Source organism: Acidaminococcus sp., from assembly GCA_022482815.1.
In the GTDB taxonomy this organism is placed as follows: Bacteria; Bacillota; Negativicutes; order Acidaminococcales; family Acidaminococcaceae; genus Acidaminococcus.
In genome coordinates, this window is sequence record JAKVOM010000001.1 from 1,723,236 (window position 1) to 1,742,922 (window position 19,687).

Annotated in this window: 16 protein-coding genes and 1 pseudogene; 13 read left to right on the forward strand and 4 right to left on the reverse strand. The window is 47.9% G+C overall.

Annotated features, from left to right (window positions below; all coding sequences use genetic code 11):
• The first annotated feature begins 785 nt into the window (after positions 1-785).
• Positions 786-1,952: an alanine dehydrogenase gene (locus LKE33_07550; protein ID MCH3950769.1), complete on the forward strand. Its 1,167-nt coding sequence runs from the start codon at positions 786-788 to the stop codon at positions 1,950-1,952.
• A gap of 65 nt (positions 1,953-2,017) precedes the next feature.
• Positions 2,018-3,385, forward strand: coding sequence for a hypothetical protein (locus LKE33_07555; GenBank protein MCH3950770.1), 1,368 nt, complete (start codon positions 2,018-2,020; stop codon positions 3,383-3,385).
• A gap of 758 nt (positions 3,386-4,143) precedes the next feature.
• Here LKE33_07555 and LKE33_07560 read toward each other — a convergent pair.
• A complete protein-coding gene (locus LKE33_07560; protein MCH3950771.1) occupies positions 4,144-5,115 on the reverse strand; it encodes a LysR family transcriptional regulator in 972 nt (323 codons plus the stop codon).
• 215 nt (positions 5,116-5,330) lie between these two features.
• On the opposite strand from LKE33_07560, the gene LKE33_07565 reads away from it, so the two are divergent.
• From LKE33_07565 to LKE33_07595, 7 genes are all read left to right on the forward strand, one after another.
• Positions 5,331-6,359 carry a hydroxyacid dehydrogenase gene (locus LKE33_07565; GenBank protein ID MCH3950772.1) on the forward strand — a complete coding sequence of 343 codons (1,029 nt, stop codon included), beginning with the start codon at positions 5,331-5,333 and terminating at the stop codon, positions 6,357-6,359.
• A 257-nt stretch (positions 6,360-6,616) separates the two neighbouring features.
• Positions 6,617-7,321: an RraA family protein gene (locus LKE33_07570; protein MCH3950773.1), complete on the forward strand. Its 705-nt coding sequence runs from the start codon at positions 6,617-6,619 to the stop codon at positions 7,319-7,321.
• Positions 7,322-7,352: 31 nt separating this feature from the next.
• Positions 7,353-8,684 carry a sodium:glutamate symporter gene (locus LKE33_07575; protein ID MCH3950774.1) on the forward strand — a complete coding sequence of 444 codons (1,332 nt, stop codon included), beginning with the start codon at positions 7,353-7,355 and terminating at the stop codon, positions 8,682-8,684.
• Positions 8,685-8,822: 138 nt separating this feature from the next.
• Complete coding sequence (locus LKE33_07580; GenBank protein ID MCH3950775.1) at positions 8,823-9,839, forward strand: hypothetical protein; 1,017 nt, start codon at positions 8,823-8,825, stop codon at positions 9,837-9,839.
• A gap of 1 nt (position 9,840) precedes the next feature.
• Complete coding sequence (locus LKE33_07585) at positions 9,841-10,797, forward strand: hypothetical protein (protein MCH3950776.1); 957 nt, start codon at positions 9,841-9,843, stop codon at positions 10,795-10,797.
• A gap of 161 nt (positions 10,798-10,958) precedes the next feature.
• Complete coding sequence (locus LKE33_07590; protein MCH3950777.1) at positions 10,959-11,297, forward strand: hypothetical protein; 339 nt, start codon at positions 10,959-10,961, stop codon at positions 11,295-11,297.
• Between the two features lie 41 nt (positions 11,298-11,338).
• Positions 11,339-11,626, forward strand: a complete 288-nt coding sequence (locus LKE33_07595; protein MCH3950778.1) for a hypothetical protein — start codon at positions 11,339-11,341, stop codon at positions 11,624-11,626.
• A gap of 123 nt (positions 11,627-11,749) precedes the next feature.
• Here the strand turns inward: LKE33_07595 and LKE33_07600 are convergent.
• Positions 11,750-12,247, reverse strand: a pseudogene (locus tag LKE33_07600) (IS1595-like element ISSag10 family transposase).
• A gap of 990 nt (positions 12,248-13,237) precedes the next feature.
• Here LKE33_07600 and LKE33_07605 point away from each other — a divergent pair.
• A complete protein-coding gene (locus LKE33_07605; protein ID MCH3950779.1) occupies positions 13,238-15,160 on the forward strand; it encodes an AAA family ATPase in 1,923 nt (640 codons plus the stop codon).
• 6 nt (positions 15,161-15,166) lie between these two features.
• Positions 15,167-16,228: a 5-methylcytosine-specific restriction endonuclease system specificity protein McrC gene (mcrC, locus tag LKE33_07610; protein MCH3950780.1), complete on the forward strand. Its 1,062-nt coding sequence runs from the start codon at positions 15,167-15,169 to the stop codon at positions 16,226-16,228.
• Positions 16,229-16,444: 216 nt separating this feature from the next.
• Here the strand turns inward: mcrC and LKE33_07615 are convergent, their stop codons facing one another.
• Entirely contained in the window at positions 16,445-17,518 is a 1,074-nt protein-coding gene (locus LKE33_07615; GenBank protein ID MCH3950781.1) for a phage replisome organizer N-terminal domain-containing protein, read from the reverse strand.
• A 62-nt stretch (positions 17,519-17,580) separates the two neighbouring features.
• A complete protein-coding gene (locus LKE33_07620) occupies positions 17,581-18,126 on the reverse strand; it encodes a sigma-70 family RNA polymerase sigma factor (protein ID MCH3950782.1) in 546 nt (181 codons plus the stop codon).
• 594 nt (positions 18,127-18,720) lie between these two features.
• Between LKE33_07620 and LKE33_07625 the strand changes: the two genes are divergently transcribed.
• Positions 18,721-19,284: an N-acetylmuramoyl-L-alanine amidase gene (locus LKE33_07625; GenBank protein ID MCH3950783.1), complete on the forward strand. Its 564-nt coding sequence runs from the start codon at positions 18,721-18,723 to the stop codon at positions 19,282-19,284.
• Positions 19,285-19,439: 155 nt separating this feature from the next.
• On the forward strand, positions 19,440-19,655 hold the full coding sequence (locus LKE33_07630) for a hypothetical protein (GenBank protein MCH3950784.1): 216 nt from the start codon (positions 19,440-19,442) through the stop codon (positions 19,653-19,655).
• Positions 19,656-19,687 lie beyond the last annotated feature (32 nt).

The following is a 19,687-nucleotide window of genomic DNA, read 5'->3' on the forward strand; positions in this document are numbered from 1 at the left end:
CCCTTTTTGTTAGAATTTCGCAACAATTTAGGTGATTCGTGAAAGTCGCATTGCGTCGGGGAGTAAACGAATTGTATTAGTTTTCAGAAAACTTATCTTCTGCGGCATTTGGGACAGGAAAGGCGGCTTGTCGCCGCTGTGAAGCTGTGGCGCTTCGCGCGGAAAGATGCTATCCTCCGCCACTTCGTGGCGCCTCCTCCTTCCGACTACGTGGAAGGAGGTGACAGAGGATAGTCAAACCCGACGGTTTGACTGAATTAAAGCTGTGGCCGCCGAAGGCGGCGTGGAGGATGACCCTTATTTTTCTTTTTTATTTATTTTTGCGATGGAGGGATAGCTTCTTTTGTTTTTTCTGACGGTCAACGTTTTTAGCCTTCGGCAGAAAGGGACATCACCCACCGCAAGCGGTCCTCCCTCTTCAATGTCGCACAGCGACGTCGAAGAGGGTCTCACCTCGATTGGGGAATTGGTTTGGATTTACCCGCGACCGGCGTGTTTTTCCCCATTCTGTCTCATTTTCAACAACCTGGGGTGCGTTGTTTGATGCGCTAAAGTTTTATATTGATTATCTCACTCAATCATATATAATGAAGACGATGTGAAGATCTTTCCTATTTTTAAGCGATTTCCGTCGCTCCGGGATGACAATTTTATCTTGTTTCAGGGGTTTATGTGTACGTTGTTGTGACATGCCCGTTGACGACTTTCGGGCATGTCTTTTTATATTACAGCCGCTGCACAGGGTGATTCACACCGTAGTATCAATTTTTAAGGAGGAGTTTTATATGAAGTTCGGGATTTTGAAAGACATCAAAGATGGGGAATACCGTGTCATTGCTACGCCTGCCGAGGTCGCAACGCTGGTCCAGGACGGCAACGAGGTCTATGTGCAGCGCGGAGCCGGCGAAAAAGCAGGCTTTGATGATGAAGAATATGCCGCTGCAGGCGCCAAGTTCTACGATACCAAAGAAGAAATCTATGCCAACTGCGAATTTGTTGCCAAGGTCAAGGAATTTGAACCGTGCGAATATGACCTGATCCGTGAAAATCAGATTGTCTTCACCTGTATCCATCCTGCCGCTCATCCGGAAGAAGTCCAGGCTCTCTTAAAGAGCAAATGCATCGCCATTACGGCCGAAGACTCCCACCGCTACGGCTCTCCGAACTGCGAAGCCGCCGGCAAGCAGGGCGCTCTGTTCGGTCTGGAATCCCTGCTCTCCATTAACGGCGGCAAAGGCAAATGCGTCAGCGGGCTCGGCGGCGCTCCCGGCATCACCGCACTTGTTATCGGCGGCGGTACCGTAGGCCGTGCCTGCACGAGCGTACTCCACGCCCTCGGCGCCAGAGTCACCGTCATGGACATCAACATCGGCTGCCTGCGTGAAATCGGCAGACAGTTCAACGAAGAAGTCGATACGATGATTTCCAATAAATATAACCTGACCAAAATCCTGCCGCACACCGATGTTGTGTACAACTGTGTAAAATGGCCGAAAGATTCCAAGGAATTCATGATTACCCGCGAAATGGTGCGCTCCATGGAAAAGGGCTCCGTCATCGTCGATATCAGTAACGACTACGGCTGCATCGAAACCTTCCATGAAACGACCCACGCTAACCCGCGCTACATCGAAGAAGGCGTCGTACACTACTGCGTCAGCAACATTCCGGGCGCCATTGCCCAGTCCACGTCCATTGCCTACGCCGCATCCGTACTGCCGCATTTCCGCAGCATTGCCAAAAACGGCCTCGCCGAAGCCTGCGTCCGCGATGGTTTCCTGAGAAGAAGCCTCACGACCTATAAAGGCTATCTGACCCATGAAGAAACGAGTGCCCTGCAGAATATTCCCTGGATCCGTCCGGAAGACATTCTCGGCATTGCCGACCGCAAACTGGATCCGGCACCGCACGCCACGACGACCGTTTCCACCAATTTCCTTACGCTTAAGTAATAGGGGAGCGGCCCGGAATCACGGGGAAGTTATTTCGGGCCGCCTTTTATGAGGGGTGATTCATTATGACAGTAACAGACTTTTTGATGGACTTTGCCATTGCTTCCGTGTTCATCCTGATAGGCCAGCTCATCCGGGCTAAGCTCAAGGTGATGCAGCGGTTCTTCATTCCGGCCAGTATGATTGCTGGTTTCCTGGCACTGGCCCTCGGCAAACAGGGCGCCAACATCCTGCCTTTTTCCAAGTCCATCGGTTCTTATGCCGGCATCCTCATCATCATCGTCTTTGCGGCCGTCGGCATGAATGGTTTTTCCGTCAACAAGAGCAACTTCAAGGCCGAACTGGACCGCGTCGGTTCGTATTTTTCCTACAAAGTCCTGGCGCAGGCCATTCAGTTCTGCCTCGGGCCGCTTTTCTCGATTCTCGTCATTTCCAAGCTCTTTCCGCAGATCAGCTACGGTTTCGGGCTGTGCCTGGCAGCCGGTTTTTCCGGTGGTCACGGTACGGCAGCCGCTGTCGGTTCCGCCTTTAAGAAACTCGGTTTTGCCGATGGCATGGATATTGCCATGACGTGCGCTACCGTCGGTATCCTGACCGGTATTTTCGGCGGGCTGTTCTTTATCAACCTCGCGACGAAAAAAGGCTGGACCAAGTACATCAAGAGCTTTTCCTACATTTCCGGCGACCTCAAGACGGGTCTTATTAAGGAAGAAAACCGCAAGCCCATCGGCAAGGAAACCATTTCTTCCATGGTGCTCGACCCGATTGCCTTCCATCTGGCCATCCTGCTTGCGGCTTCCGGCGTGGGCATCGTGCTCAATAAGTACATTGATAAGACTTTCCATCTCGATCTGCCGTCTTATCTGCTTTCCTTTATCTTTGCGTTTATCCTGTACATCATTTTCCGCAAGACCGGTGTTGAAAAATACGTCGATACGAACATCATCAACCGTCTGAGCGGTACCGCGACGGACTACCTCGTCTTCTTCGGCATCGCGTCGATCAAGATTCCTATCATCATCAAATATGCGGTTCCGCTGCTGCTCCTCATCCTGGCGGGCTTTGTCATCGTCTTCCTGACACTGATGTATTTCGGCCCTGCCATGAATAAAGGCAGCTGGTTCGAACGGTCCATCTTCGTCTTCGGGTATTCGACAGGCGTCTTTGCCATCGGGTTCATCCTGCTTCGCATCGTCGATCCCGAAAACAAGTCCAAGACGTTGAACGATACGGCTCTCGCCGGACCGCTGACGACACCGTTTGAAATGTTCGCCTGGTCCTTCGGCCCCATGATGCTGCTGAACGGCCAGCACTGGAAATTCATCGGCATTTACCTGCTGCTTACGGTTGCTTGCGTTATTTTGAACAAGATTTGCAAGTGGTGGTTGGGGCTGCCTTTGGACAGACCAGCGTTAGGTGAGGAAGAAAAGTAATCATTAAAGGCACCTGGCCCAATAGAGCCCTCGACATGTCTCGGACGTCTATTGGGCCAGAGTTTTTTCTAAGGAAACTTTTTCTGCCCGGCGCAGAAATATGAGCCCATCTGCTGTGTCAGACCGAATTGTGACCACTCGACGTACGTTCTTTTGTACGACTTCGTGGCCCCAATCCGGTCTTCCTTGCATCTGGACTCATCTTCTGTGCCGTTCATAAAAAGAAAATAAAAAAGAGGTTTGTTGTCGGGGCATACGTTTCTGAATGGGACGTATGCCTTGATTTTTATTTTATTAAAAGAAGCTATCACTCCATCGCAAGCGATTCTCCTCCTTCCGAAGCCGCGGGGCGGCTTGGAAGAAGGTTTCTCTGAAGCCAAACCTCCTGCGTCGGTTTGCCAAAAGAAAATAAAAAAATCGCTGCGGTATATTCTTTAGGGACCTTCCTCGACGTCGCTGCGCGACATTGAGGAAGGGGGACCGCTTGCGGTGGATGATGACCCTTATTGTTTTTTTTTACTTCCTATATTGTCTTGCTAAAACAAAATAGCTAATGGCTGCGGTGAATGCTCACACCTTTTTTATTTCATTCAGGCAAAGCAAAGCATTGGCCACGTTGAATTTGTTGTTGTGTAAAAATGTTAAATTATAACACCTGTTAAGGCAGATACTCAGTAACGGAGCGCATAAAAAGGAAAATTAATCCGCTAACAGATGATCAATACTTAACGCATTTGTAATGATTCAGCACACAAAACCTACTTCAACACTTCCTGGTCTTCCTCATTAAGTTTAGAAACCGCTTCCCGCAATAAAACGATGAAGTCGCTGGCGTAGGGCGGCATGTCATAGTCGCGGTGGTAGGCAAGGACGAGGCGGTGCTGCAGCAGTTTGCCATTAGAAAGCAGCGGGAAAATATGTGCTTCCGGCATAACTTTGTAGAGCTCCGGCAGGCGGGTCTGCGTCAGAAAGAGGGCTCCAAAGTGGTAAGGGAAAAGGGAGATAAGGAGTTCCGACGTCGTCGATTCCAGAAAGATCTTGGGTGAGATTCCGCTCTCTTTGATGCAGTTGTCAATGGTCATGCGGAGACGGGACGTACCTTTCTGCAGAAGGAAAGGCATATTTGCGAACGGTTTCAGCGTGGTTCCGTCTTTCTCGAGAGTCTTAATTTCTTTCGGAGTGAGTGTCGTATAGCGCTTCAGCAGTTCGTCCGTTGCCACCAGGTAGATGAGGTCGTTCATCAGTGTCGTCATATGCAGGGCCGGATCATTGTTGTATTTGATTCCGATAAATAAATCAAGCTGGTTTTCGAAAAGCATCTTTTCTGTTTTGTCCGAGCTTTCATCGACGAATTCAATCGTTACATTTGGCCACTTGGTATAAAAGCGAGGCAGTACGTAGGGCAGCAGGATGTTGCCGCGGTACGTCGGAATGGAAATGCGCAAACGGCCGAGGCCCTTTTCGGAAAAGGCCGTGAATTTATTGACGATAAGGTCTTCTTCATTCAGCATCTTAACGGCCGAGCGGTAAAGCTGCTCGCCGGCAAGCGTCAGGGCCATTTTCGGCTTCCGTTCAAAAAGTTTGACGCCGTAGTGGTCCTCCAGCTTCTGCACATGCTGACTCAAGTTTTGCTGCGTAATATAGAGTTTCTGTGCCGCCCGCGTCATGTGGAGCTCCTTGGCAAGCACCGTAAAGTAGTAGAGGGATAACAGGTTTAAATTGCTGTTCATGAGTTCACCTTCCATCCTCAAATATCCGAATTCATTTACAAATAAATCATACAACACTTATCATTTCTCCACAATGATTTGTTGTAGAAATTGCCTAAATAGCTTGTTGGAATTTTCTAACAACTTCCTTTATGCTATAAGTGTCAAAAGAAAATTACCACTGAACAACATATGAGCGAAAGCTTTGGAACTGAATTTCAAGGAGGTTATTACAAATGGGATGGAAAATTTTACTGCCGCAGGAAATTATGGAAGAAGGCCGTGAACTCCTGGAAAGCCACGGTCACACCCTGATCAAGGGCCGCGGTTTTGAGACGGCCGATGTGTTGGCAGATTTCAAGGAATATCAGCCGGACGCCATGATTGTCCGCATTACCCCGATTACCCGGGAAGTCATTGAATCCAATCCGAACCTCAAGGTTATCGTTCGCCACGGTGCCGGGTTTGATGCGCTCGACGTCAAGGCCTGCCATGATAACGGCGTACAGGCACTGTATGCACCGGTTGCCAACAGCACGTCCGTTGCGGAAACGGCTATGCTCCTGATGCTGGAATGCAGCCGCAACGTTACGGTACTGCACAAGACCTGGGTGCAGGACTTCTATAAGGCAAAACTGAAAGTGCGCAAGAATACCCTCTCCGGCAAGACCCTCGGCATCGTCGGCTGCGGCAACATCGGCAGCCGTGTCGCGACTAGAGCCCTTGCCATGGAAATGAACGTCATGGCCTATGACCCGTATAAACCGGCCAAGGATTTCCCTGAGGGAGTAGAGGTTGTCCGTGATCTGGATCGGATCTTCAAGGAAAGTGACTACGTTTCCCTCCATGCACCGAATACACCGGTCACTCGTGACATGGTCGATAAGAAGCGTCTTGCCATGATGAAACCGACGGCATTTCTCATCAATACGGCCCGCGGCGCCCTTGTCGTGGAACAAGACCTGTACGAAGCCTGTCGTGACGGCGTCATCGCCGGTGCAGGGCTGGATGCCATCCGCAAGGAACCGGTCGATCCGAAGAACCCGCTCCTGACACTCGATAACGTCATCATTTATCCGCATATCGGCGGCAATACGACGGAAGCAGCTCACAGAGCATCGTACTTCTCCGCCATGGGTATTGAAGAAGTCTACGAAGGCAAGCAGCCGACCTGGCCAATCCATGATATTGACTACAAGACGGCCAAGACCTATACGGATACCAGACCGTCCGGCAGAAAACCTATGGGCATGTTTGATTATTGATGGCAAGACAGGTGTACCTGTTTCCATACCTATTATCACCCCTTCAAAAGAAAAATCGGGACACGATTATGCTGTGTCCCGGTTTTCTTTTTTTTGTATACAAGGCCTATTTTCAACAACGATTTGTTGTGGAAAAAACGGAAAAAGCTTGTTGGAATTTTCAAACAATTTCAGTTATTCTATAACCGTCAAAAGAAAGTGCGGTAAAAACCTACCGCGTTAAACGGAAAAGATAATCATTCAGGAGGTTGAGAGTCATGTCAGTAGGAAAGAGAATTTATTTAAAGAGACATATGCCGGATAAAGCGATTATGGAACAGTTCAAAGAAATCCCGGCTTCAAATGTAGCAGATGTCATGGGCCGCAGCTGCGCCATGAATCCCAGAATTCACCTGATGAGCAGCCCGAAAGCCCAGATGGCCGTCGGTGCCGCCCTTACGGTCAAGGCCCGCGGCGGCGACAACCTGGCCCTGCATGCAGCCCTTAACATGGCGCAGGAAGGCGACTTCATCGTTGTGTCGAACGAACACGATACGACCCGTGCCCTGATGGGCGAAGTCATGATGGCGTACCTGTACAAGGTCAAGAAGATTGCCGGCATCGTTCTCGATGGACCGATGCGTGATATCGATGAAATCGGTCATTGGGACTTCCCGGTGTACGCAACCGGAACGACCCCGGGCGGCCCTTACAAGGAAGGCCCCGGCGAAGTCAATGTACCGGTTTCCTGCGGTGAAGTGAGCGTCAATCCCGGCGACATCATCCTGGCGGATCCGGACGGTGTCATCGTCATTCCGAGAAAAGACGCGGCACAGATCCTGAAAGACGCCCAAGCTTTTAAAGCCAAGGACGGCGGCAAACTGGAAGCTACCCTGAACGGGACAATCAACCGCTCCTGGGTAGACAAGCTGATCAAAGAAAAGGAATTTGAGATTATCGACGACGTGTATGATAACGATTAAAACCAATTAGGGAAAGGCTGAGGTGACAATAATGACAATTCGAGCGCTGATGAATTCAATGCTGCTGCTCTCCTTCTTTATGCTGGTGGGCTTCTTTCTTAGAGAAAAAATCAAGATTTTTCAAAAGTTATTCTTGCCATCGTCCCTGATTGGCGGCGTCCTGATGCTTATCCTGGGCAAACAGGTGCTGGGTGTCCTCGAAGTTCCGGCTGCTTTCAAATCCATGCCGGGCGTCCTGATTGATGTCGTTATGGCTTCCCTGGTCTTCGGCGTGACGTTCAACAAAGAACGGCTCAAGGGTTATCTCGATTATGTGTGCGTCCCGATGCCGGCTTATGGCCTGCAAATGGGATTAGGTACGGTCATCGGCGCGGTGCTGACGAACTTCTGGCCCGATCTGCCGAAAGGCTGGGGCGTCATGGGCGTGTTCTCTTTCCACGGCGGGCATGGTACGGCCGCTGCTGCCGGTGCTTCTTTTGCCAAGTACGGTATTGAAGGCAACATGGCCATGGGCATGGTACTTTCCACGCTGGGTCTGATTATTGCTATGGTTGTCGGTATGGCGCTCGTCAACTTTGGTGTCCGCAGAGGCTGGGCGACCTACGTAAAGGAACCGAAAGCACAGCCGGCGTACTTCTACGGCGGTCCGCTGCCGGAATCCGAAAGAAAGCCGACCGGCCACCTTGTGACAACGAGTATCAGCATCAACCATCTGGCGCTGCAGTGCTCCTGGCTTCTGTTCTCCGTCCTGATTGGTAAATATATCTTCACCGGTCTTGGTATGATGTGGGCTGGCTTTAAAGTCCTCCCGAGCGTACTTCACGGCGTAATCGGCGGTGCGGTGCTTTGGAAACTCATTGAAGTCTTCCATCTTGAAAAGTATGTCGACATGAAGACCATTAAGATGCTCAGCGGTTTCTTCCTGGAACTTGTAGTCTTCACGGCAATGGCTACGCTGAATTTGAAATTTGTGTCCACCTTCGCAGTACCTATCATCATCTACACCATTATTCTTGTCACACTGACCCTGCCCCTGGTTGTTTTCTGTGCCCATCGCTTCTGTGCGGAAGAATGGTTTGAAAAGGCCTGCATGGCTTTCGGCGCTGCTACCGGCAACACCTCTACGGGCCTTGCCCTGGTACGTGCCGTCGACCCGGATTCCAAGTCTTCTGCCGGTGACAGCCACGGCGTTTATTCAACGCTGATGAGCTGGAAGGATGCCTTCGTCGGTCTGACTCCGCTCTGGCTCATGAGCGGCATTACGCTGACCGCCGGTGTCGGCTTTGGCATCATGATTGCCTTCCTGGCTATCGGATTTATGTTCTTCAATACCCATAGATCTTTCTCCGGTAAGGTAAAATAAAAATAGAGCAGGGCTGTCGTTACAAGCGGCAGTCCTGCTTACTGCGTCATAAAACAATTGATTTTAAGGCAAGACAATCTTGCCGATTTCCTCTAACCTTTCCTAATCTATCGCAAAATGAGCTGTAAAGGAGTGTGGATGATGCTCAAACTCATGGACTGCACACTACGTGACGGTGCTAACGTGGTCGGCAAAGGCTTTGATGCCGAACTGACCAACCTGATGTTACAAGGTCTCACGGAGTCCCACGTGGATTATATTGAAATGGGCAATGCCGGCGGGGCAGGGGCCTATGAAGTGGCCGGCTTTACCAAGGCACTGCCGGATGAAGAATATTTAAAAATTGCACAGCCCTATCTGCATAAAGGAAGTCTCATCGGCATGTTCCTCAATGCCAAGCGGTACCGCGAAGCATACGTGGAACGGGCGGCTAACGGGGGTCTGGATTTCTTACGGATCGGCCTTGATGCCGATGAAGTGGAGCCGGCACTGGCCCCGCTCAAAAAAATCAAAAGCCTGGGGCTGCGGGCCTTTTATTCAGCTATGAAGGCCTATCTCGTGAAGCCGGAACAACTGGCGGAAACGGCTAAAAAGCTCGAAGCAGGCGGACTTGATGAATTTACAATTATGGATTCGGCCGGCTGCATGCTGCCGGATGATGTGGCCCGTCTCGTGGAGACACTGAAAAAAGCGGTGCAGATTCCGATTGCCTTCCATGGCCATAACAATCTTTCTCTGTCGGCTGCCAACGCACTTGCCGCCTATCATCATGGCGCGGATATCCTGGACTGCGGGCTCATGGGCATGGCAAGAAGCGCCGGCAATATGCCTACGGAAGTCTGCACGGCACTGATGCAAAAGCACGGCGAACTCTCTCATGTGGATCTGTACAAGCTGCTGGATTTCATTGACGGTAAGCTCGAACCGGCAATGAAGGAAAAATACGATTATCATGACCCCATCACGGCCTTTGACCTCGCCTTTGGTATGACGGGCCTCCATTCTTCCAAAGGAAAACTCTTCAGGAAAGTAGCCGCCGAAACGGGTGTCAATGTCTTTAGACTGATGGTAAAGACGGCCGAACAGGATATCAAGAACCCATCGGAGGCACTTATGAACAAGATTGCCGCCGCGCTGCAGAAGGAGGGAAAGTAAAATGCTGAACGTCATCCTGGCAGGAACTTATCCCGAAGGAACCCTGGAAAAATTTCAACAGGCCGTAGCCGGTCTGGATATTGCCATCCGCGCCGCTGTCACGCAGGAAGAATTTGATAAAGAAAACAGGGCCGATGCCATTATTCTGCGCATACTCAAAATGCCGCGTCCGGTCATTGAAAGATTTGCACCGGGGCTCAAGATGATCATGCGCTGGGGCGTAGGGTATGATTCCGTGGATATCAAGGCGGCGAGGGAACATGGCATTGACGTCTGCAACACGCCCGGGGCCAACGCCTTTGCCGTCAGTGAACTGGCCGTTCTCTTGATGCTGGCAGTCGGGCGCAATCTCCTGTGCCACGAAGAAAAACTTCATGCTGGCATCTGGAGCCGCGAACTCTTTACCAAGACGACCCAGTCCCTCAATCGCAAAATCGTAGGCATCGTCGGCGGCGGGAACATCGGCCGCCAGGTGGCAAGAAAAGTACAGGCCTTCGGAGCCAGCGTCCAGTACTATGACCCGTTCCGCCTCAGCCCGGAAAGAGAAAAAGAATTTGCCATGACCTATGTCGACTATGATACACTGCTGCGGACATCCGACGTCATTTCTTACCATGTACCTTTGACCGATGGCACCTTCCATATGCTGAACCGGGAAAACATCAAACAGGTAAAAGAAGGTGCTATCATCGTCAACACGTCCCGGAGCGGCATCATAGAAGATGCCGCCATTGTAGAAGCCGTAAATCAGCACAAGATCCTCGGTGCCGGTCTGGACTGCACGGAAGAAACACCGATTACCAAAGAAAACCCGCTGCTCGGCAATCCGAACATCATCGTGACACCACATGTCGGCGGCACCACAAACGACATTGCTGGCAGCATCATGCCGATGATTGAAGAAAATCTGAAACTCCTGGCACAGGGTGAGCCGTTGAAATATGTTGTGAATAAGTGAAAAGAGTGTTATCAAGGCATACGTTTCTAAATGGGGGCATATGCCTTGATTTTTTATAATGGCAATTGAGTACGAAAAAGCGTACTGCCATGAATCTGGGACAGTATAAGTCTTGACTCTCTAAAATAAAAAGCCCATGATTATGTGGGGAGGCGAGAAAAGTGAAAAGAAAATATAAAAGAGTTCTGTTCCACAGTGCAGGAAAGACAGTCATGTTCGAAATGGAAAATGGCTGGTTTTATAATGTGGATATGAGGCAGCATAAAATCTTTGTTTTCTGGCTTCCGGACTTTTGCATTAAATTCAATCCGTACGTTGAAGATGACGTCCCGGAAGACGTAAAACAGAAGGCAATTAAACTGCTAGACGTATTACCACTCGAAACTGCCATGATTGGCAGATTATACGAGAGAAAATACGGCAGAAAGTACATCGAAGGAACCCCTAACCTCGACCGCATCGACGCTCGAAAGAAAGGTTTATTAAAACCGGGATTTTAGAGATGCTGTCATGAGCGTAATTTGATTAATGAGGAGGTCGCATGATCACCGAAGAAGATATCAAACGCATAGATCCTCTTGGAATGAGTGATATTGATTGCTCACTGGAACAATTTGAAAAAGAAGTGGGCCAGGTAATAAAGGAAATGCTTGAAAGAGAACCGGAGTATTGGAAGAAACAGCCAAAGAAGATTGTCAGGAAATATGCCATAGACGAAGTATGGGCCAGACATTCAAAGCATTATCGGCATAAATTTTGCGAGAGTGGTGCTCCGGACGAAATCTTTAATGAGGATGGTACTCCATATATTCCAGATGATGATGAATAAGTTCATATACAAGTTAAGCCACCTGAACAGGGTGGCTTTTGTTTTAAAAAGTGTCAAGAGACAACAAGACGAGATGAAAATCGTTGCGAAGAAACTAAGGCGCTGAATAGGTGTAGGCACCTAGCTATTGATATGTTGGATATTATAAATGCCTTTCTTGGCTTTGCCAGTCTTTAACTGCACAAGGTCAATGCCATTGGCATTTGTAAATCTCACATAGGAGTTCATCTTGTCCGTAACAAGAGTGGAATTGGTCTTAATCCTACCATCATAAATATGATGTAAATCTCTTGTAGAAACTCTACCAGTATTCGTAATCTTGGAGATAGACAAGCCATTCCTATTAACCGCACAAGGAACACATACCTTTTCTTGGGACAAGCCTCTGATATGTGTAGAATGACCACGCTTATGAGCCTTGCGTGGCATAGCAAATGTCTTACTCTTGCTATGATTGCCCTTGTACGAGATGGCGAAAAAAGTTTCGTCAGCCTCAATAATGCCGTCAAGGGTAACATCGTCTGCCATATTCTGAAGTGCATCCAAAATCTTGTGTCTCCAAAGGAATGCGGTGTTTCTGTGAATCCCACAAGCAACAGCAGTCTTACGAATGGATAAGCCAAATAAAAAAATCTGCCGTCTAGGGGCGGATTTTTTTATTTATTATTCAATTGTCGCTTTTTCGATGACCTGATTCCTGTTTTGGAAGATTATAACAAAATCAGAGTAAAATTCCTGACCGAATCACGATGCCAGGGCGTGAATGCATTGTGATTTCATTTTTCAGAGTATATAATTATTTATTATGAAACGGGATTTACACTGTATTGGGAAAAGGGTTTATTAAAAAGTTGGAGGAGAATGTGTATGGCTAACACAACTGGTAAACAACAATTTTCTTGGGTTCCATTCTACATGGAATTCGCTGACAAGCTCGTTGATTTTGAGAACAGGCAGCCTGAACTGATTGACACGCTTGAACAAGTATTTAAAGATGCATTTCCGGATCAGGATTCATCCGAGGATGATCAAAATCTACCCGAGGATGAAATACTACCTAAGCTTGATAGTAAGGAACCTTATGAAAATATAGACCCTTTTACTGTTTGTGCACTATTTAACAGGGGATATAAGGACGAAAACCGACTTGAATTATGCAAAGAGATAAAGAAAAAATTCGGAATCACAGCTGAAGTTCCTGAGTCGTTTGCGGGGATTCCAACGGTACAAAATTATAATACCGTTTTCTATCCATTTAGTAATGACTCAAATAGAAAAGGAAACGAAATTTCTAACTTATGGTCAATGTTTAAAGCTGCTCTGAATTTGGATAAACAGGATTCAGCGGGGAACCGTCAGACCTTTATGAACGAATACGATACATGCCAGAAGCAGAAGCGAATTAAATTCAATTTGACGATGGGGCTTTTTTGGATTCGACCGTATTTATATTTAAGCCTGGACAGTAAAAATCGGTGGTTCTTAAGTCGCTATGGTAATTTTTCTTCAGACCTATCTGCAAAAGCTCAGAATTTAAAGATTAGTGGAAAAGATAGTGACAAAGTGCCGTCGGCAGAGGAGTATCTTTCTCTTTCTGACATTGTGAGGAAGATGATAGATCAGGGAAATAATGAATTCCGTAGTATTCCGGAAATATCTTATGATGCCTGGAAGACGGCCGGTTATGTTAATTCCATTTTTAGCAACATTGCGGATAAGAAAGGAATGAGCGAACCGCAGAAAGTAGATGCACTGCAGAAGTACAAAGAAGAAATATCGTGGGTAAAACCTGTCATCCAGGTGCTGCAGAAAACAGGCAAACCTACAATGACCAAGGCAATTGAGGACGCACTTCGTAACGATTCAATGTATAGCAGTCAAATTCCTGACGGAACTTGGAAAGAGACGAACTTGAATCTTTTTTCTGCTCTGATTTTTTTCACCTTGGAACTATTGGAACATAAAAAATATATAGAAAGGGAAAATTCATCTGCGGAATGGAAACTTACAGAAAAAGGAAAGATCACTGATTTAGATAAACTGACAGGCGCTGATTTGGTCTTGGATGTCAAACCCGAAGATTCCACACAAGTGCATTACTGGACTTTCTCTCCCGGCGAAAACGCGGCCCTCTGGGATGAATGTTACGAAGACGGTGTCATGCGGATTGGCTGGGATGATATGGGTGATTTGAACCAGTATAAATCCCAGGCTGACACAAAGAATAAGATGAAGGAGCTTTATGGTGGGAATCCTACTAACGACGCTCTGGCGGTGTGGCAGTTTGTCCATGATATGAAAATCGGAGACATCATCATTGCCAAGAACGGAACTACGGAAATCGTCGGTATCGGCAAGGTAATTTATCGCTATGAATTTGATCCTAATCCGCATTATGCTAAATATAAACATGTGCGGCGTGTGGAATGGCTGAAAAAAGGAAATTGGACACTCACTGGAAAAGACCAATTTGCCCAAAAGACATTGACGGATATAACGGACTCGTCCGATTTTATCAACCGAATTCTTGAACTTGTGAAGAAACCTTCTGAATCTTCTGCTTCTCTTGAACCTCCGGCAGCTTCTGCAAACCCGGCATATAATAAATCCAACTTCCTCAAAGAAGTCTACATGGACGAATCCGTTTATGATGACTGCGTGGCTGAGCTCGAAGAAAAGAAAAATATCATTCTCCAGGGACCTCCGGGAGTAGGGAAGACTTTCGCAGCCAAGCGCCTTGCCTATGCCATGATGGGAGAAAAGGACGAAAGCCGGGTGGCTATGATTCAGTTCCATCAGAGCTATTCCTACGAAGATTTCATCATGGGATTCCGTCCTGTTGCAAGTGGTTTTAAGCTGCAAACAGGCGTGTTTTACGATTTCTGTAAGAAAGCGGCCATAGATCCGAAAAAGAAGTATTTCTTTGTCATTGATGAAATTAACCGCGGCAATATCAGTAAGATCTTTGGCGAGCTTTTCATGCTGATTGAGGCAGATAAGCGCGATAAGCGCGATAAGCGCGATAAGCGCAGAGAGTCTGTCCAACTGCTGTACAAGAAGAATGAATCTTTTACGATTCCGGAGAATCTGTACCTCATCGGGACCATGAATACGGCTGACCGGAGCCTTGCCATGCTGGATTTTGCCCTGCGCCGCCGTTTTGCCTTCATTGATCTGAAACCGGGATTTGATATCAAGAGTTTTACGGATTATCAAAAAGCCCTGGGCAGTGGACAACTGGACCGTTTGATTGAAAAGGTGAAAGAACTAAACGATGTCATCGCAAAGGATGATTCCCTGGGCGAGGGATTCTGCATCGGTCATAGCTTCTTCTGCAATCTGACAAAAGAAACAATCAAAGACGGTGTCCTTAAGCGCATTGTGAAGTACGAACTCATTCCGCTCCTCAAGGAATATTGGTTCGATGAATCAAATAAATTTTCCGATTGGAGTGAAGAGTTGCTAAATGCTTTACAGCCGCCGACTGCAACGCAGCCGGTTACACCGTCAACGGGCACGGAACAAAAAGGATAATGCGCTATGATTCCGATTCAGAATGTTTATTACATGCTGGCCTATGCCTTCCGCACACTCCGGGAAAAAGGGTATCAGAAAGTAGGCATGGAAAGCTTCGAGCATGTCCTTGATCTTTATACAGCGCTTTTATGCAAAGGAACTGCCAATCAAATTAAATGGGGACTGTCGCGGGAATATCTCCCACTGGAGGAGAGCACCGGAGCGCCCCATGGAAAGATCCTGCTGAGCGAATCCCTGAAGAGACGGTCGTTATTAAGAAAACAGATTGTCTGTACGTATGATGAGTTTTCGGCAGATGCCTATCTGAACCGTATTCTTAAGACGACGCTGACACTGCTCCTCAAGGCAGACATTTCCCAGAAAAACAGGCACAACATCCATCACCTGCTGCCGTACTTTGAAGGCGTGACACTCCTTGATGCGCGGCGCATTAAATGGCACCGGAGATATAACCGGAACAATCAGACCTACCAGATGCTTGTCGGAATCTGTTATATGGTGATCCACGGCCTTCTGCAGCATCAGGAGGAAGGAAACACCAAGTTGATAGTATTTTCCGATGATCAGGCGATGAGCAGACTGTATGAGAGCTTTTTACGCGCGTACTACAAGGAGGAATATCCGACAGCCAGGGTCAGCGCGAGCGAAATTAAGTGGGATGTAGAAGCAGGCGATACTTCGCTCCTTCCGGAAATGAAATCCGATGTGACGATTGACGCCAGGGAGAAGATTCTTATCCTGGATGCCAAGTATTACCAGCATATGCTGCAGGAGCACTGGAAAAAGAAAACAGTGCATTCCGCCAATCTTTACCAGATTTATGCCTACGTAAGGAACAAAGAAGCAGAGCTTCGAAAAGCAGGCAGGAATGCAGAAGTGTCGGGCATGCTGCTCTATGCCCAAACGGATGAGGGCGTTGTTCCGGACGTAGAATGTAAGATCAGCGGTCACTGGTTCCGCATCCGCGGGCTCGATCTGATGTGTGATTTTCAGGAAATCAAGAACCAGCTTGATAGGATTGCGAAAGAGATTTTGGGAATTAAAAAATCAGACATTGAACTTTAAAGTGATTAGTGAATTGATAGATTTCAAAAGTGCTGCCAGTCAAGAAATTTGACTGGCATTTTTTATTTGTTTTACTCTTATCCACAGCCACAACACCTTTCCGAGTACTATACAACGTACTCTAGATGTATTGTGTTGTTGTTTTAATCTTATCTTATCTAATCTTATCTTATCTAGCGGCGTTACATAACGTTACGGTTACGTTACGCAAATCCATCAGCTGAATTGGAGTGACTGTTCCGGTGAAATTTCCGCAGGTTTCAAGATTTCACCTTTGCCGTGGCAAACGGGACATCGATGGGCAAATTCATGGCCATCTTTTTCTTCGACCACAAATCCGCCTCGGCAATTCGGATTCGTGCACGCGATATATTCTGACTGCTCCTTTTTTATGGCACCGTTGCGAATGAGCGCAATCAGATACGCTGGCGGGTTTGTAATATACCTTTTATCCACGGAAGTGCGGAAATACTGTACCGCGTTTTCGACGGCCTGCGTTCCGAACTCATGAATGAGGTCGTCTGCCATCTTGGGACTGATTTGGTAGGCGGCAAGAGTAGCAATGAGGCCTGACGTTCCTTTGTCTGCAAGTTTCTTCCTGGTTGTGGTAAAGGCCGGCCTCGTGAGAGCAGGCGTACTCCCGGCCTTCTGCGCTGCTGCCTCAGGACGGTGTTCCGGTGCAGCCTTTTTTTGCTCATGGGAAGCGCAGCAAGTTTCTGGCTGCGGAGCCGGAGGCTCTTTTTCGCCGCTTACTTCCATCGGTTCTTCCGGGCACGCATGGACCTCTTCACAGAGCTCTGATGCTGCATTTTCCGGCGCAGGTTCTTCGCTCTTTTTCTCTTCTGCAGCCTGCATCTCATTTGCCGCGTCCTTTTCTTCTTTGCGGCGGGCTCCACGGAATCTTCTCTGGCGTTCCGCGTTAGATTCCTGGTATTTCTTTAATTTTTCGATGGCTTCTTCGTGCTGGTAACGGCCCCAGTTTTTTAACGTAATTATGCCGTGGTCCACGGTAATCATTTTCATTTCTTTAAAAAGGATCAGCGCTTCCTTGACGTCCGTTTCGGAACATTTCCAGATCAAGCTCAGATCTTCCGACGAGTAGGGGACGTCGTCAGTCAGTTCGATTCTCCCGTTTTTGTTGATTTTTCCGGCTAGTACCATGAGCTTGATCCAAAGGAGGGAGTAAAGCGCTCCCTTGGGCTTGGATGCAAGAATGATCATCTTGGGATGGTCAAAAATATTAAGCATCAAATTGATATATTTTAATTCCACTTTCGCAGTACATTTCATATTTCTCGTTCTCCTCTATCATCGGAATCCGATGCCTTTTACGGCACCGGATTTTTTTTGCCTCAAAATTGATCTTTCAGTGCGGCTCTTAAGTCCCTGAGCAGCCTTTTGATCTGGTAGTGTACTTTACTTTTTGAGATGTGGTATTCGTGAGCAATTTCGTCCATGCTTTTATTTTCTCCGTAGTAAGCGACGAGCAGCTTCCGCTCGTAGGGATATAAGTGCTTCAGAGCGAAATGGAGCGCTTTGTGGCCTTCCCAGTCGAAGGCAGTCTCCATGGTATAGGCTTCTTCCACAGGCTCCTGGGCAGCTTTTTCCTTTGTTTTCCGGATGTACTTCTCCGCGTCCTGGTAGTCGCCGGCACAATGGACAAGACACTTCCTGATATACCCCGGAAATTTCGCCGCATCCGTACCTTCGTACTTTTTCGTCTTCTCGAGCAATTTCAGCACAAGGTAAGAATGCATATCTTCCTTATTGCAGGGAATGAATTCCCAGCGCAGGAGGGAGCGGATGAGGGGCTCGAAAGCCTCTATCAACGTCATCTGGGCTTCCTGCTGCCCTTTTTTGACGAGCGGCAGGAGCCTGGCAAAATCGATCTTACGCATCAAAACATACACTTTCACAAGGAGCTTCGATGCACGCAATATCGGAAATCTGGCAGCCGAGGGCGATGCAGATCCTTTCCAAAATCAGGCAGTTGGGAAGGGCGCGTGCATATTTGGGCATAGATAAACCGGACAGATGTCGCAATCGCGAAATCGTGGTTGGATGCAGTCCGGCTTTCAGGGCTAACTCCTTCTGGGAGATATGACGTTGTTTCAATAATTCAAAAAGGGGAGAAAAACTAAGCATTTCAGTATAACTCTTTCTATTGAGAATTTTATTGGGTGTGAAAAATTTGAACCTCAATTTTCATAAAAATTCCTAACTTGGAAAGATTAATGAGATTCTCGTTTTCCTGGGGGTAGCTATTACTTTAGATGTGAGAAGAAACATGATGTAGAGCGTAACTGTTTTTTATACTAGCAAGATAAAAACAAAAAATCAACCACATTTTTCTATATTTTACAAAAACACAAACAAATTAGTATTTCGTTCAAAAATATATAAGAAAAAACTTATAAAATTAGCAAATCTGCTAATTTTTTGGACAAAACCCCATTTTTTGACACTTATATAGTGTAGGGGGTGCGAGAAACATGATGTACGTAACGAGAAAAGATGTCTATCAGATGGGCCTTCGGGCCCGGGGTAAGGTCAACCGTATTTATGTCCACTGGACAGCCGGCCGGTATGACCAGCCTTTCAAGGATTATCACCTGAACCTGACGGATGTCGGCCGGGCCTATGCGTCCTGTGAAGAATTCACGACGACGCTGGCCCACACCTGGCACCGGAACACCGGCGCCATCGGCCTGGCTCTTTGCTGCGCCAAAGATGCCGTAATGTATGCCGACGGGTCTTTTGACCTGGGCGATTATCCACCAACACCGATGCAGATTGAAGAGACAGCTATCTTATGCTTTATTCTTTCTGAAGCCTTGGGAATTCCTATCGACCCCGAGCATATCATGACCCATGCGGAGGCGGCAGATCTTGACGGATACGGGCCAGCCTTGGCGGGAACGTCCCGTTTCGAACGCTGGGATCTGTACAAATTGCTGGATTTTGACGGTGTATGGCGGAGCGGGGGCATGATCTTCCGCGGAAAGGCGCTCTATTACCAGCAGCATGCTTCTTCCGTGCTCTCTTATTTGATGTAAGTATCACACCAGGATGCGGGAGCACCGGAAGGCGCATCGGTTTTGGTTTCTATTATTTTGTCCCAATGGGTGCGCAGGCCTTAAAGGGAAGCTGAAGCTGGTGATACCGGAAGGACTTCCGCCGAACTTTTCAACATTTAAAGGAGGAACCACACATGAACATTGAATCTCTGACTCTGCAGCTTGAAAGTGATTACATGGACGGCGAAAAAGTAAAGACCAGAAAGACTACTTTCTCCGGTCTGCGTCCGGATGCAGCGGACGACAAACTGCTGGAAATGGGCCACGCCGTGGCAGAACTGATGTCTGCCCAGCCTACGGCTATGTACGCCATCAAACGCGAACTGCTCGTAGCGGGCGCTAAGGAGTAAGCCCTTGCGCTTTTTGCAGTAAGTGACTGCCG